The sequence below is a fragment of the Roseateles aquae genome (assembly GCF_032337115.1).
Classification (GTDB): Bacteria; Pseudomonadota; Gammaproteobacteria; order Burkholderiales; family Burkholderiaceae_C; genus Roseateles_C; species Roseateles_C aquae.
The window spans coordinates 135,973-150,883 of sequence record NZ_JAVXZY010000008.1 but is presented as its reverse complement, the minus strand read 5'-3'; the positions used below and the strand labels follow the sequence as shown (position 1 = coordinate 150,883).

General features: G+C 63.4%; 15 protein-coding genes. All 15 read right to left on the bottom strand.

Annotated elements, in window-relative coordinates; genetic code table 11:
• Positions 1 to 11: 11 nt before the first annotated feature.
• A complete protein-coding gene (locus tag RQP53_RS18365) occupies positions 12 to 794 on the bottom strand; it encodes a hypothetical protein (protein WP_315652132.1) in 783 nt (260 codons plus the stop codon).
• 283 nt (positions 795 to 1,077) lie between these two features.
• A complete protein-coding gene (locus RQP53_RS18360; protein ID WP_315652131.1) occupies positions 1,078 to 2,088 on the bottom strand; it encodes a type II secretion system minor pseudopilin in 1,011 nt (336 codons plus the stop codon).
• Positions 2,085 to 2,669 carry a prepilin-type N-terminal cleavage/methylation domain-containing protein gene (locus RQP53_RS18355; RefSeq protein ID WP_315652130.1) on the bottom strand — a complete coding sequence of 195 codons (585 nt, stop codon included), beginning with the start codon at positions 2,667 to 2,669 and terminating at the stop codon, positions 2,085 to 2,087. Before RQP53_RS18355 ends, RQP53_RS18360 begins: the two co-directional genes overlap by 4 nt.
• A gap of 26 nt (positions 2,670 to 2,695) precedes the next feature.
• The gene (locus RQP53_RS18350; RefSeq protein ID WP_315652129.1) at positions 2,696 to 3,121 is read right to left on the bottom strand and encodes a type II secretion system protein; all 426 of its coding nucleotides are present in this window, start codon (positions 3,119 to 3,121) and stop codon (positions 2,696 to 2,698) included.
• A complete protein-coding gene (locus RQP53_RS18345) occupies positions 3,102 to 3,527 on the bottom strand; it encodes a pilus assembly FimT family protein (RefSeq protein ID WP_315652128.1) in 426 nt (141 codons plus the stop codon). The genes RQP53_RS18350 and RQP53_RS18345 overlap by 20 nt, the downstream gene beginning before the upstream one ends.
• Positions 3,528 to 3,558: 31 nt before the next feature.
• Entirely contained in the window at positions 3,559 to 4,011 is a 453-nt protein-coding gene (gene gspG, locus RQP53_RS18340) for a type II secretion system major pseudopilin GspG (RefSeq protein ID WP_315652127.1), read from the bottom strand.
• A complete protein-coding gene (locus RQP53_RS18335; protein WP_315652126.1) occupies positions 4,008 to 5,216 on the bottom strand; it encodes a type II secretion system F family protein in 1,209 nt (402 codons plus the stop codon). Before RQP53_RS18335 ends, gspG begins: the two co-directional genes overlap by 4 nt.
• 2 nt (positions 5,217 to 5,218) lie before the next feature.
• Positions 5,219 to 6,928, bottom strand: coding sequence for a GspE/PulE family protein (locus tag RQP53_RS18330; RefSeq protein ID WP_315652125.1), 1,710 nt, complete (start codon positions 6,926 to 6,928; stop codon positions 5,219 to 5,221).
• Between the two features lie 69 nt (positions 6,929 to 6,997).
• The gene (locus tag RQP53_RS18325; protein WP_315652124.1) at positions 6,998 to 7,453 is read right to left on the bottom strand and encodes a thiosulfate oxidation carrier protein SoxY; all 456 of its coding nucleotides are present in this window, start codon (positions 7,451 to 7,453) and stop codon (positions 6,998 to 7,000) included.
• Positions 7,454 to 7,533: 80 nt separating this feature from the next.
• On the bottom strand, positions 7,534 to 9,453 hold the full coding sequence (locus RQP53_RS18320) for a polysaccharide biosynthesis protein (RefSeq protein WP_315652123.1): 1,920 nt from the start codon (positions 9,451 to 9,453) through the stop codon (positions 7,534 to 7,536).
• Positions 9,450 to 10,049 carry a sugar transferase gene (locus tag RQP53_RS18315; protein WP_315652122.1) on the bottom strand — a complete coding sequence of 200 codons (600 nt, stop codon included), beginning with the start codon at positions 10,047 to 10,049 and terminating at the stop codon, positions 9,450 to 9,452. The genes RQP53_RS18320 and RQP53_RS18315 overlap by 4 nt, the downstream gene beginning before the upstream one ends.
• A 19-nt stretch (positions 10,050 to 10,068) precedes the next feature.
• Positions 10,069 to 11,235 carry a DegT/DnrJ/EryC1/StrS family aminotransferase gene (locus tag RQP53_RS18310; protein ID WP_315652121.1) on the bottom strand — a complete coding sequence of 389 codons (1,167 nt, stop codon included), beginning with the start codon at positions 11,233 to 11,235 and terminating at the stop codon, positions 10,069 to 10,071.
• A 63-nt stretch (positions 11,236 to 11,298) separates the two neighbouring features.
• Complete coding sequence (locus tag RQP53_RS18305; protein ID WP_315652120.1) at positions 11,299 to 12,537, bottom strand: glycosyltransferase family 4 protein; 1,239 nt, start codon at positions 12,535 to 12,537, stop codon at positions 11,299 to 11,301.
• A complete protein-coding gene (locus RQP53_RS18300; protein WP_315652119.1) occupies positions 12,534 to 13,625 on the bottom strand; it encodes a glycosyltransferase in 1,092 nt (363 codons plus the stop codon). The genes RQP53_RS18305 and RQP53_RS18300 overlap by 4 nt, the downstream gene beginning before the upstream one ends.
• Positions 13,622 to 14,908 carry a lipopolysaccharide biosynthesis protein gene (locus tag RQP53_RS18295; protein ID WP_315652118.1) on the bottom strand — a complete coding sequence of 429 codons (1,287 nt, stop codon included), beginning with the start codon at positions 14,906 to 14,908 and terminating at the stop codon, positions 13,622 to 13,624. The genes RQP53_RS18300 and RQP53_RS18295 overlap by 4 nt, the downstream gene beginning before the upstream one ends.
• Positions 14,909 to 14,911: the final 3 nt, after the last annotated feature.

Here is a 14,911-nt window from a genome sequence, read left to right as displayed (position 1 = left end):
TGCTCTTCAATTCAGTGAGCAGCTGCATTCACGCCTCCTTGCTGCTCAAGCGTGTCAGTCTGAGCGCCCGACCGAAGTGGCAGTACCCGCATGACGAGGCCCAGTTGCTTGGGCTCCGCCATGGCCAAGCCCTGAACGTCGGCGAAGTAACCACTCTTCTCCAGCAAATCGACCAAGGTGCTCGCCGCCAAGGTAGCAGCAGGAAAGTTCAAAACCACCCGTAGACGCTCACCGTCAAGTTCCCACTCGCGTGCCTCAGCGGGCACATCGCCGAGTGCTTCGACGATGGCCGCCATCAGGACCAGAGGGCCAGGATAGGGCGATAAGCTGTCAATGGCTTGAATACGCGCCGCGGACTTGACAGCAGCCTCACGCGCTTCAAACACAGGCTTCGCAGCGCGTTCGATCGCCGCCAACTGGCTCTGTCTCGACTGGATGGCCGTCGTCAGCTGGTACTCGGCAAGACCGAAATACACCGTCGCCAAGCTACCCAGCAAACCGAGCACCAGATAGACAGTCGGTTCAATACCCTGCACCTGCCCATCGTCTGATTGCGCAGAGACAAGAGTTGCCCAAGGATCGTCAGAGAGAGGAATCTGCTCGATCATCGGCACCGTGACGCCGCCTTCGACAACGCCACAATCGCGTTCGAATTGTTTCCAGAGCTTTGCATCCGGGGATCGCGGCCACCAACGGCTCGCCACCAGCTGTTCATCACGCCAGTGCTGCCCCTCCACGCCGTCCAGACAGGCAATCAAGCGCAGCCCCTCCTGCTCGGCAGGGGGACGAAGCAAGGTCTCGGGAATCCGTTGCCCCCCCCTCAGCCCCTCAGCCGCAACGCCCAAGCTCGTAGTGACAGCATCGGCATCCCAGCACCAGACGGTAGCAAGACCGCCGGCCCAGCACACAGCAAAGTCAGGGCTGCGAAATGGAGCCCAAGTCTGAAGCTGAAGCCGAAGCGCAGACTTGCGCTTGGCCGGCGCTAACGCCGAAAGGTCGAACCGACCGAAACGGCACAGCCCGCGGGACAAGACCAGCTCGCGTGCGCCAAACCTGCCCTGCGCAGGGCTGAGGCCTTCAACCGAAAGGACGGAGCGGCGCCGAGGCAGGCTGATTTGGAAGCGCCGGGAGTGGGCGGATTTCAGAGTGATTGCTTGCACGGGGATCGACGAGGTTTCTTTCAATGCGATGAAAGGCGGAAATCTGCCAAGGCGACACGTTGCCCCGCGGTGTCAATCTGACATTGTATCTGAGCGCCCAATTCAGGCCGTCTGACTGCTGGGTGACGCGCAGATTGCTGCCCGGAAATGCAACAACGATGGGCGGAATCTGAATCAGGCCGGTACCAGCCAACCTGTCCAGCAGTGCCACATCAACGGGCTCAATCTTGCGTCGCTCCATCACCCAGGCAACCAACTCCTTGGTCATGCCCGGTAGCGTCATCAGCACCTCGGCCGGCGCAGTGTTCGGATTGATGCCAGAGTCGTCACCGATAATGCAAAAGTCAGACACAGTCCGGCCCGGCTTCCAGAGCGTCGCTTCGTCGGACCAGTCGAGGATCGCGCGCAGTTCCTCGCTGCTCAGCAGTGGCGCGTTACGGGGCGGCGGCAGGCCACGTGAACGATATTCAGGCTCTTCCGCACCGTTGAGGCGCTTCAAGTTGTCTGCATCGATATAGTCCCGCAGCTTGTCAGTCAGGCCGCTGCGACGCGGCGGCGGGATATCGAAACTACCCAGCAGGCGATCCATCTGCTCATCACCGAAGGTGGCAAGATTGAGCAGACCGCGCGCATCCTGAAGCTGCACATAGCCCTGATCTGTCCGGTACGGGCGGTTGTCCAAGACAAGCAGGTCCGCGCCAACCCCCAGCCCGCGCACCGTCATCGGCGTGCTCGCCAACCTGAATAACAAGGCAGCGCGCGTATCGCTCACATCAAGCAAGGCCTCCACATGCAATTGCTGCTGCCGGGCCAGGTCTAGCGCCTGATGCACGCGCAGAGCAAAGTAGCTGGCGGCAATGGTGATCGCCGCCAATATCCACAAGGTCATGGGCAAGACAAAGCCCTGCTGGACAGCTCTTCTGCTCATTGCTTTCCTGCCAAGTCCAGCGGCATCAGCACTTGCGGCGGCAACGTGATGCGCGGCACCACCACCTGCAGCTGAACACCTTCGGGTCGAACGCTCCTGAGCATGACGGCGGATGGCAAAGGTGGGTGCGCACCACTCAATGGCGGCCATTGCCCATGCTCCATACCGGCCTCGTCCACATACACAAAGCTGGCCTCCCGTCCGGCATCCATCAATGCAAATGTGCCGGCATCGTCTTTGTAGCCGAGCACGAGGTTCCCGCCACGGCCGCTCGACGCCAACTCCAGCGTCACAGCGGTCGCTGCACCAGGTGCGCGCGTCAGGGGTGCGAGGGTCACCGCCTGCAAGCGCGAATCGGAGCCTTGCAAGCGCTCAGACGAAGTGGCAGATGCAGGCACCAAAGACTGAAGCACCTGCCGCAACCAATCTTCCTGCATGACGCCGCGCTGCCCACCCTGCAACTGAGTCGTGAACCGCTCTTCCAGGCGATAAACCTGGCTGAGCGCCTGCAGAAGGATGGAGCTAAGCAGGCCGACGATCACCATCACCACAAGCAGTTCCATCAGGCTGAAACCGTGCATGCAGACCCGACTGAACCGACGCCCACTCATAGTGGCAGCACCTGCTCACGAACCTTACGAAAGCCGACCAGCCGCATCCGCAGGTCGAACCACCGCTCGGCACGGTCTCGAGTGACCTTGATCTGCATGTCGTAAAGGCCATATTGATAGAGCCCGCCATTGAGCCCCATCCCGCCCGGATCCACCGGGGCGCCAATCACATCGGCATGCCAGCTGATTCGATAGCCACCCAGATCAGCGTCGCCATCCGGCTTTTGCATCGGGTTGATGGACTGCATGTACTCGAGCACGTTAGCCTGAGCCGCGTTACGCGCATTGGCCTCTTCGACACGTCGCAGCGCAACAATGCTTTCGTTGATCCAGCTGAACAATGCCATCCCGGCACCGGAGATGATCACCAGGGCAACGATGGCCTCGATCAGCGTAAATCCTCTATGGTGTGCCAGGCGCATTGACATTCACTTCGCAGCTCACGGGACTCAGTCTGAAGTCATGCCTAGCACCGTCTTCATTGATCAGGGAAACCTGACCGCCAGAGCAGGTGCCGTTGAAACGGAACTCGACCGGCTTCGGGACCTGGAGCCGCCAGCCTTGCGGCAGAACAAGGATCGGATTGCCGTCAGCCAGAATCTGCACCGCCGACTCCTCGCGAAGCGTGAACCCCTGCCCCAGAACAAAAGCCCGATACCCAAGACTGCTGAGATCAGCGAACAGTCGGTCGCGTTGGGTCGCGTATTCCAGCTGCCCGGTGACGCGCTGGAGGTTCGGCAAGACCATGGCCCCCACCAGCCCCATCAGGGCCAGCACGACCAGCAACTCGATCAAGGTGAAGCCGGCAGCATGCCGACGCGGATTCATGCGGGGACGCACTGGGCGCGGCCCGATGCCATCACTGCGGCAGCAATCCCACGTCGGCATCAAAACTTTCGCCACCACGCTTGCCATCCGCACCAAAAGAGTAGAGGGCAAAAGGCTGACCTGAGGCGCCCGGCACCGCATATTGATACGGGTTCCCCCATGGGTCACTGGGCAGGGCGTCGGACAGGTAGGGCCCTTTCCACTTGCCAGCTAGACGTTCATCCTTGGGAGCTTCATTCAGAAGCGCCAGTCCCTCCGTGGCCGTCGGGAACCGGCCGATATCGAGGCGCATCGTCTCCAGCGCTCCGCGCAGCATCTTGATCTGCGCCTGCGCTGTCGACACCTTGGCACCGTCCGCGCGATTCATGAACTTGGGCGCAACCAGACCAGCCAGGAGGCCAATGATGACCAGCACCACCAGCAGTTCAATCAGAGTAAAGCCCTTTTGCAATCGAGCTGCACTTGTTTCTTCGATTCTGTTCATAGACTTTGAGTAGATAGGCTGGTGATGGCCAACATGATGGCGATCATGATGAAGCCGATCGCACATCCGACAAGCAGAATGGTAATCGGCTCAAGCAGGACCAGAAAGCGCTTCATCCGTTCACGCCCGGCATCGGCATAGATCCGACCCATCGTCTTCAGCATCTCGGGAAGCTCTCCAGTGCGCTCTCCGACTCGCACCAGATTCACCCCCATGGCGCTGACGGTGCGATGAAACGCGAGTGACTCAGCCAACTTCTTCCCTGCCCTGACGTCACGCTCCACCAGACTCAGGCGGTTCGCGATGACATCAATCTGTACCGATGCCGCTGCGAGTTCCATCGCTCGCATGATCGCGACCCGATTTGCCAGCAGCGTCCCGAGCATGGTCGACCAGCGCCCTATTTCCGCACTGTGAAGCCAGTCTCCCAACAAGGGCGCGCGAGCAAGCGTGTTGAGAGCCCCGCGCCTGAATGCGGACGAAGACCCAAGAACGGCAGCCAAGAGGGCAAGACCCAGTGCCCCAAGGCCGAACCACAGAAGGTTCTCCTTGACGAACAGACCGGACTTGAGCACCCAGACGGAAATTTCCGGCAGTTGGGCTTTGCCATTCTTCAGCAAGTTGGTAAATCGCGGAACAACGACGATGAAGATCAACAGGGTCGCGGCGAGGCCAGAAAGGACCAGGATGCAGGGATAGACAAGGGCGTTTACCATCTCCTTGCGTACCCGCTGCTCGTACTCCATTTGCTCGGCCGCGCTCTGCAGTGACTGGGCCAACTTGCCGGTCAACTCGCCGGCTGCACTGAGTTGGTAAACGTATTCGGGAAGTGCCAAGGCCGAGCTACGCAATGCCTCGGAGAAGGCGGTGCCCGCACGCAACTGCGAGTGCACAGAGCCAAAGGCCTCGCCCAGCTGAGTCGCGGCATGAGCGGAAGCCATCGATTCGACCGACTCGGCCAAAGTCACGCCGGCTTGCAGCAACGTTGCCAGTTCGCGCAATGCGATGACCAGGCTGTCACGCGATGCGCTACGCTGCCGACGGTTCGATTTCGCGGCGCCGGCTGTCACGCTAGCGAGCACCAACGTGACGGGCGTGAGTTCCTGCTCGCGCAGCACCCGCATCGCCTCGGCTTGACTGCCGGCCTCGATCACGCCCGTGAAGGTGCGGCCATCCTTGCCTACCGCTTCATAGCTGAAGTCCACGCTCAAATGCCCTCGACGCTGCCATGACCAGCGATGCGCAGCACCTCATCGAGGCTGGTCTCGCCACGCCACGCCTTGATCAGGGCATCCTCCCACAGCGAACGGTAGCCTCCGGCCAGCGCGATATCGATCAGTTCCTGAGCCGGACGACGCTGCATGATGGCCGACTGCATCGCGGGCGTGACCATGACAAGCTCGTAGACGCCCAAGCGACCCCGATAGCCGGTGTGATGGCAGGCCGAACAGCCTGCCCCCGCCCGCCATCGTGCATTTCCGTCAAAAACCTGCGGATGACGTCGCGTCGCAGCCTCGATCATGTCGGCGAAGGCCGGCGACAGCGCGACCGGAGTGGCGCACTGTGGACATAGGCGCCTCACCAATCGCTGCGCCTCGACGGCGCGCACTGACGATGCAACCAGGAAAGGTTCAACACCCATGTCGATCAGGCGGGTAAATGCGGACAGGGCATCATTGGTGTGCAAGGTCGAAAAGACCAGGTGGCCCGTGAGCGCCGATTGAACTGCGATCTCCGCAGTTTCCAGATCACGCACCTCACCGATCATGATTACGTCGGGGTCCTGCCGCAACACGGCGCGTAGCGCTCTGGAGAATGTGTAGCCAATTTCGGCCTGGGTCTGTATCTGAGTCACCCCCTTCATCCGGTATTCGACCGGATCCTCAACCGTGATGATCTTGCCTTCACGGTCATTCATCTCGGCCAGCGCGCCGTAAAGTGTCGTACTCTTGCCCGAACCGGTAGGGCCAGTGACCAACACGATACCGTTTGGCTCTTTCAGCCAGCGGCGGAAAAGTTGCAGGTGATCTGCCTCCATGCCCAGCCGCTCCAGGCTCAGCGCACCGCGATCCTTGGGCAGCAGGCGCATCACGATGGATTCACCGTGAACCCCAGGCACCACAGAAACCCGGACGTCCATGTCAACGCCACTCACCCGCAACGTGATACGTCCATCTTGAGGCAAGCGGCGCTCAGCGATATCCAGGCCCGAGACCAACTTGATGCGTGATGCCACTGCAGCAAAACGCTCACTTGGGAAGCTGCCTCGCGTCTGCAAAACACCGTCGACCCGAAACCTAACGAAGAACTCGCGCTCCTCTGGCTCGACATGGATGTCCGAGGCATTGACATCCGCAGCCTGCGCCAACAGGCCATTCACCAGATCAATGACTGGCGCCTCCTCGGCCATCTCGCGAAGGTGGGCCACATCATCGAAACTCCCGCCTGATTCCTCCTGGCGAAGCATGAACTTTCCAACGGCCTCAGCATCGCGCGTGCGCAGCAGACGCCAACAGAGTTCATGGCCCTTGCTGGCAGCAGCCAGAGTCTCCTGGACAAAAGAGTCCTGCGGCTGGCGCGAGGCACAGTGGATGACGCCGTCACTGCTCTCAAAGACCAGCAGTTCACGCTCGACGAACCAGGCCCTGTCGATACCGAGATAGTCAGCCGTGCGTGCTGCATCTGCACCAAATCGCGAGAACTCCTCTTCGCTCAACAGCGGCGTAGCCAATTGATCTGCCAGCACAGGCAGCAGACTGTCTTCTGAGATGGCACCAAGGCGCACCAGCATCTTCCCAAGGCGGACACCGTATTGACCTTGAACTGCCAGTGCGCGTTCAAGATCGGCCGCAGTGATCAAGCCTCGAGTCAACAGGAGTTCGCCTAGGCGCTGTTCCTGAAACATTGGTTCAGTCATGGCAGCCCCCCGTCCCGTTCATGCCCAGCAGCACCTCTGCTCTGTCAATGCTTGTAGCAAAAGTGCACATCACCTGGTCACCGTCTCTTCCCGGGCTACCTTTACTTCCTTTGCAACCACAAAGTACTTGTTTGAGGCTCGCACAATAACTCTCAGGCGACTTGTCTTACTGAGCTTTAGTTTTAGCTTGGCGACGTCGCCTTGCGTCGGTGCAAACTCGTCCAGATGCAGCAAAGGAGGAATCTCGCGTTCTGCCAGCACCAGAACCAGATCGGTTCCTGGCACCTCACTACGGATCTTCAACCAGGCTCCCGATTTCTGATCGACGATATCCGGCACGTCGATCAGGACACGCTTGGTCGCTTCTGTTTCACTAATGCCGAGCGCCTGAAGTGCAGCCGGCACAGTGCGCGCAGCGCGCGCGGCATCCAGTGCTGGTTGGGCCGTCACCACTGCGCAAGCAAGCAGCAGCACAGCGCCAACAAAGCCTTGCAGCAATCGACCCATGCGGTAATGAACTCTCATTCTGTGGAAACCTCTAGGAGGCAGGCAGGACGCGAAACAGCGCGCAATTCTCACCTGCGCCTTGACGGAGGGCGAAAGTCTCATGAGGCTGCCGGCGATGAACTGCTGCGAAACTCCGGAACCAATTTCATCAGATGCAATCTGACGGCACGATCGTCAGCAGCGTCCAACAGCCCGATGTCCTCCAGCCAAGCCTGGATCATAGCCAGCGAAGGCGCCTGGAGCAGTTTGGCAATGCGCAAGCCCGCAGCGGGCGCCTCGACCGTCGTCTCAGCATCGACAAGCAGTTCCTCGTACAGCTTCTCGCCCGGGCGCAGACCGGTGAAGACGATCCTTATCTCGCCTTCCTGATGCCCGCTCAGACGGATCAACTGCCTGGCCAAGTCGACGATACGAACGGGCTCACCCATGTCCAGCACCAGCACCTGGCCGCTCAGCCCCACCTGCCCGGCTTGCAACACCAGACGAGCCGCCTCGGGAATCGTCATGAAGTAGCGAATGATGTCCGGATGCGTCACCGTCACCGGTCCACCCTGACGGATTTGCTCTTTGAACCTTGGAATGACACTGCCACTTGAGCCCAGGACATTGCCAAAGCGAACGGCCAGAAAACGGGTTGCCGGATAAGCCTCGGCCAGTGCAGAGAAGACGATTTCCGCTGCGCGCTTGGTTGCGCCCATGATGTTGCTGGGGTTGACCGCCTTGTCGGTGCTGATGAGCACCACCCTTTCAACGCCATGACGGGCGGACACCATGCCGACCTTGTAGGTCCCTTCGGTGTTGTTCCGCAGGCCCAGCAAAGCATTGTGCGTCTCCATCATGGGCACATGCTTGTAGGCAGCGGCGTGAAACACCACCTGGGGTTGCCACCGGGCCCAAACTCGCTCCAACAGCGCCTCATCCTTCACGTCCCCCATCAGCGCGACAACTTCAATTGACGGGAATCGCGCCAGCAACTCCTGCTCGATGCTGTAGAGGTTGAATTCAGACTGTTCAAGCAGCACCAGGCGTGCCACTGGGCAAGCCGCCACCTGGCGGCACAATTCGCCACCGATGCTGCCGCCCGCCCCGGTGATGAGCACCGTTCGGGCGCTCAGGCCATCGCGAATGCCTGCCTCATCTAGTTGCACCGGATCCCTGCCCAACACGTCCTCGGGCTCGACATCACGAACCGCAAGGCCAGCCCGGCCGTCTCGCAACTGTTCTGACGAGGGAACAGTCAGCACAGGCAACCCAGTTGCCGATGCCAGCTCGATGGCGTGCCGCCGCGCCTGCAAGCTGGCTGAAGGCATGGCGACGACGATGTGGGTGACGCCGGCCAGAATGTCATCGCGCCCTACATCCTCAAGTCGACCGAGCACTGGAACCCCAGCCAGCCTCGCACCTTGCTTTTCAGGCGCGTCGTCCAGCAAGCCCACCACCGTCCAGCCTTGACGATGTATGCCGGCCAATAGCAGTCGGGCGGCATCGCCTGCGCCCATGACCAGCGCATACCGAATGTCCTGGTTGGTCCCGGTGATCCGTTCGCGCAAGTGCTCGTACAGCATCCGGTAGACGATTCTCATCGCGCACAGGCCGAACAGCGCAAACACCGGATGCAACACCAGCACCGAACGTGGTATCTGGCTAAGTTGCGCCATCAACACCGCAACGGCGCTGATGAGGCCCGCGATGGCACACGCCACGGTCAGCCGCTGCGCCTCGCCAAAGCCAGAAAAACGCCACATTGCCTGCGGCACGCGAGCGAGCCAAAACACAATCAAGTAGACCAGGACGACACCGCCCAGCACGAGGCTGTCGTAGCTGGGCCTGGCACTCAGCCAGCGCTCGAAACCGAGGCGAAACAGGTAGGTTGCGTTCCATGCCAGCACGATGACAAAGGCATCGAACAGCAGCGACAGTCGCTCCCTGAATGGCCGGATTCGTGCCAGCTGCCTGTCCAGCCGGTGCCAGGCGCTCAATGTGCCCGGCGAGGACATGGGGCCGCTTGCCTTGCTCATCGCTTCCCCCACAGCTTGCCCATGGTTTTGAAGAGCAGCTGGATATCGCTACGCAAACCCGCAGTTAAAACATAGCCAGCAGCCATCTCAAGCTTTCGCGGCAGAACGGAATCGCGGTAGGCCTTTTCCGGGTCCGGCGCCTTGGCCAGCTCGTCAGCCTCAGCGCTGAACGCCAGTGAGGCCGGATCCGTGATCCCCGGCCGCACCGACAACACAATGCGTCTCAGTTCCTCTGGATACAGCGCCACATACCTCGGCACCTCCGGTCGCGGCCCGACCAGGCTCATCGCGCCGCGCAGCACGTCCCAGAGTTGCGGTAGTTCATCGAGCTTGTAGCGGCGTAGCACCTGGCCGGCGGCGGTGATGCGTTGATCGGCGCCGATGGTGATCAGCGGCCCCTGCTGTTCGGCAGCGACACGCATGGTGCGGAATTTGTGGATCATGAAAGGCTTGCCAAAGCGCCCCACCCGCTGCTGGCGGAACAGCGCCGGGCCGGGTGAGTCGAGCCGCACCCACAGCGCCAGCACCAGCAGCACCGGCGCCAGCAGCAGCAGGCCCAGTGCCGAGGCGATGATGTCAAAGAGCCGTTTGGCCATGGCGTCGTGGAGCTGCTAGTCAGTCGCCCAGCAGGATGCCGCGCACTGCGGCAATCACCCGCTGCACATCGGCGTCAGTCATCGCCGTGTAAAGCGGGATGCTGACGGTGCGCTCGTAGGCCTTTTGCGAATGCGGGAACTGCTCGGGCGTGAGGCCGTAGCGATCGCGCCAGTAGGGCTGCAGATGCAGCGGGATGTAGTGCACCGAGCAGCCGATGCCACGGGCAAACATCGCTTCGATGAAGGCATCACGCTCGATCTCGGCAGCGTCGGCCAGACGCAGCACGTACAGGTGCCAGGAGTGCACATCGCCCTCGGGCGCGGCCGGCGGCAAGATCAAGGGCAGATCGGCAAAGGCCTCGTTATAGACCTCGGCGATCTGCTCGCGGCGCTGCTGGAAGGCCGGCAGGCGCTTGAGCTGGTGCAGACCCAGCGCGGCGGCGATATCGGTCAGGTTGTACTTGAAGCCCGGGGCGACGATCTCGTAATACCAGCTCGGCACCTTGGCGGTGAAGCGATCAAAGGCATCGCGGTTCATGCCGTGCAGGCGCATCACGCGGGCGCGCTTGGCCAGCTCGGCATTGCGCGTCACCAGCATGCCGCCCTCGCCGGTCGTCATCGTCTTGTTGGCGTAGAAGCTGAACACTGTCGCATCGCTGCCCATGGTGCCGATCAGCTCGCGCTCCAGCGTCGTCGGCAAGGCATGGGCGGCGTCTTCAACAACGCGCAGGCCGTGCTTGCGGGCGATGTCGAGGATAGCCAGCATGTCGACCGCCAGGCCGGCATAGTGCACCGGCACGATGCACTTGGTGCGCGGCGTGATCGCCGCCTCGACCAGCTTGGGGTCGATGTTCAGCGTGGCTGGGTCGATGTCGACCAGCACCACATCGGCGCCCAGATAGCGCACCACCTCGGCCGTCGCAGTGAAGGTGTGGGTGGTGGTGATGACTTCGTCGCCCGGGCCTATGCCCAGCGCCTCCAGCGCCAGGTGCAGGCCGGCGGTAGCCGAGTTGACGGCAATGCACTCGATCTGCGGTTCGGCCAGGAACTCGGCAAAAGCCTGCTCGAAGCGCTTGGCCTTCGGCCCGGTGGTCACCCAGCCGGAGCGCAGCGTGTCCACCACCTCGGCAATCTCTTCCTCGCCGATCTCGGGCAGGGCAAACGGCAAAAAGGGCTGGGCACTCATGGCGGGCTCGGTATCGGTCAGAAATGGAGAAAGGCGTGATTGTCGGGCATGGGCGCCTGGTGCTCAGCGCAAGGCGGACAGGAAGCGCTCGGCCAGCACCGGGTAGGTGTGTTCGGCCAGCACAAAGGCGCGGCCGCGGCGGCCCATGGCAGCACGCTCGCCTGCACTCAGCGCCGCGAGCCGCCGGGCGCCATCGGCCACGGCCGCGGCGTCTTCCGGCGCCACCGTCAGGCCGGCGCCGGCCTCGGCGACCGGGTCGTTGCCGGCCTCGACCGAATGCAGCACCGGCCGCTCGGCCATCATGTAATCCATCAGCTTGTTCGGCGCGATGCCGAAGCGGTAGATCGGCGTGCGCTGCCAGCCGATATAGGCGATGTCGAAGGCAGCCAGCAGCGTCGGGATCTGCGCCTTGGGCACTGGCGGGAACATGGCGACATTGGCCAGGCCCTCGGCACGCACCCGCGCCTGCAGGCGCTCACGCTCGTGCCCGCCACCGACCATGACGATGGCCAGCGGCTCGTCCTTGAGCAGCCGGGCAGCATCGAGCAACACATCCAGCGCATTGGGCAAGCCATGAGAGCCGGCATAGCCCAGCACCAGCCGACCCGCCGCACGCTGCGCCTGCAGATGCGCGGCCAGCTCAGCATCCAATTCGGCGCCCAGCGCGGCGCCCTGCCCCTGCCACTCATCCAGCGTGATGCCATTGGGCACGATGACCAGCTTGCGCAAGTCCAGCCCGTGGGCGCGCATATGGTCCTGCACCTTGGGCAGCATGGAGACGACGACATCGGCATCGCGGTAGGCATCGTTCTCGGCCTTCTGGCACATCAAGGCAAAGGGATGTCGAGGCGACATGCCCGAGAGTTCGATCGGCGACAGCGGCCAGAGATCATGCACCTCGTAAACCAGCTTGGCGCCGGCCAGGCGGGCGACGCGCCGCGCCACCCAGACATCCATCGGATAGGTGCTGGAGGCGATCACCACATCGGGCCAGAACTCGCGCACCAGGCGCCGCGCCTCGACCCAGACCTGGCGGCAGAAGGCCCAGATGTTCCTCACCCGGCCCAGGCCATTGCCCTGGTAGTGTGGCGTCGGGTACCAGCGATAGGCGATGCCCTCGATCACTTCGTCGAGCGGCGCGGCGCCGACCACCGGCTGCGTCGCGCGCACATGCGAGTGCGCGGCGGCCAGGATCTGCACCCGGTGGCCGGCCCGCACCCATTCCCGCGCCAGGTAGAAGGGCCGGTACTCCATGCCATGCCGAGGCGAGCCAGCGTAGTGATTGATCAGCAGCAGATTCATCGCGAGGAGCGCGCCGAGTCGCGCGCATCAATGGCCTGCAGCGCCTTCAGAAAGCGCTGCACGGCGGGTGGAAACAGGCCATGTTCGGCCACCCAGGCGCGATTGTCTGCGCCCTCGGCATCGGCCGTCGCCAGCCGCGCTTGCAGGCGCTGGGCCAGCGACTGGAAATCATCGCCCTCGGCCAGCACCAGGCCATGGCCGCTGCGCATCAACTCGTGATTGGCCGGCAGGTCCGAGAGCAGGGGCAGGCATTCATGCGCCATCGCCTCCAGCACCGAGACCGAGACCGAATCGCTTTGCGGCAGGCTCAGATACCAGCGTGCCCGCGCATAGCAGCCGCCCTGGCTGCGCGCATCAAGCCGGCCGACGAACTCGACCCGATCGCTCAGGCCCAGCGCCTGCACCTGCGCCTGCAGCGCGGCGCGCAGCGAACCGTCGTTGGCGACGATCAAGCGCGCCTCGGACTGCTGTGCGGCAATCGCCGCAAAGCAGGCGATCACCCGCTCGGGCCGGTAGATCGGCTCCAGGCCGCGGTTGGCAAAGAACAGCCAGGGCTGCTTCTTCGCGCCCTGTTTGGGCAGCGCTTCGAGGCCGAAGGGAAAGGTCATCACCTCGCCGGCGCCGAGCCGCTTCATCTCGGCCGTCATGTGCTCGGAATCCGAGGTGCAGATCGCACAGGCACGCAACACGCGGCGGGTCAGCCAGCGATAGGCCCAGCCTTGCTTGGGTGTCACCAGGATGTCGCTGCCCCAGGCCGAGCCGGCGATGCGCGCGCGCAGCCGCCAGCCGCGCTGTGCCGCCCAGGCCAGCGTGCCATGCGAGGTCAGGTAGTGGGCATGCAGCCAGTCGGCATCGACCTGCTGCAGCCAGCGCGCCAAGGCTGGCAGCCCCTTGAGCACCGCCACATTGCCGCCACTGTGCGCCGCCTGCGTGTTCATCGCATAGCGGCGCTCGGCCGGCACCAGTGCCGCCAGCTCAGGCAGAAAGCCGCGCGAGGAGGCCACCCACAGCTCCAGCTGCGGCGCCAGCGTGCGTGCCCACTTCAGCAGGTGCGGGCTTTCGCCATCGCCGATCAAGACCAGTCTCATTGCACCCGCTCCCTTGGCCGGTTATCACTGCCATGCACCAGCCAGGCCAGGTAGGCGACGAAATAGACCGGCATCGCCAGCGAGATTGCCCCCAACGCGCTGCGCAGGTCGCCGCCCAGCTTCAAGCCCAGCGCCAGCGCCAGCACATAGACCAGATTGCCGACCAGGCTGAACAGCAGCGCCGGCGCCTGCCGGCCGGTGACCATGGTCGTCACCGTAAGCGGCGCCACGATGAAGTGAAAGAACACATAGGGCGTCAGCCAGCGCGCATAGTCGCCGGCCACCTGCCAGTCCGATCCCAGGGCCCAGCCGAACAAGGGCGGCGCAAACAGCAGAAGCAGCGCCGCCGGCAGCAGCGCCACCAGCGCCAGCAAGCGGATGGCCTTGCGCAGCCGTGGCCGCAGGTCTTCACGACGCTGCCAGCCGGCGGCCAGCTCGCCGAGCAGGACCTCCGAGAGCGCGCCGCCAACGAGGCTGGCCGGTGCCTTCACCAGGCGCAGCATGATGGCGTAATGGCCGGCCGTCGCCGCACCTGCCAGGCTGGCAATCAAGGCAATCACCGCCGTCTCCTGCAGCGCATTGACAAAGGCATGGGGGCTGTTGATCAGCGGGAACTGCCGGTAGCGAAGGGCCAGCCGGCGCCAGCTGCGCCAACGGGCCGACCAGGAGCGTTGCCGCTGCTGGGCACGGCGCGGTGCCGCCTGCCCCCACAGCAGCCGCGCCGGCGCCGCCACGGCGCCGAGCAGCTGCGCAAGCATCAGCACCGCCATCGCCGCCGCCTGGCCCAGGGCAATGCCCAGCACCTGCAGCAGTGTCATCAGGCCCTGCTGCAGCACGCGGGCCTGGGCAATCGCGCCAAAGCGGCGCTGGCGGTTGTTCCATAGTGTGAGCGCCTGCATCAGTCCGCTGGCCGCCAGCATCAGCGGCAGCGCCAGCCACCAGGCACCCAGCGCCTGCACGGCCGGGAGGCGCTCAGCCCAGGGCAAGGCCAGCAAGACCGCCAGCAGGCAGGCCAGCGACAGCGCAGCAGTGATCGCCAGACAGAGCCGCAAGAGCAGGCCGGCCTCGGCCTCGCGGCGCGGCAGCACGATGGCGTACTCATAACGCGCACAGGCGATCACGGCCAGATTGGCGGCCACGGCGGCGAACAGCGCCCATTGGCCCAGCAGCGTGGCGCCATAGAAGCGCGTCAGCAGCGGCGCGGCCAGCATGGGCAGCAGCTGGGCCAGGGCCGAGGCGCTGGCCAGCTTGGCCACCGGTGCCAGGCGGGCGGACAAGGCCATGGC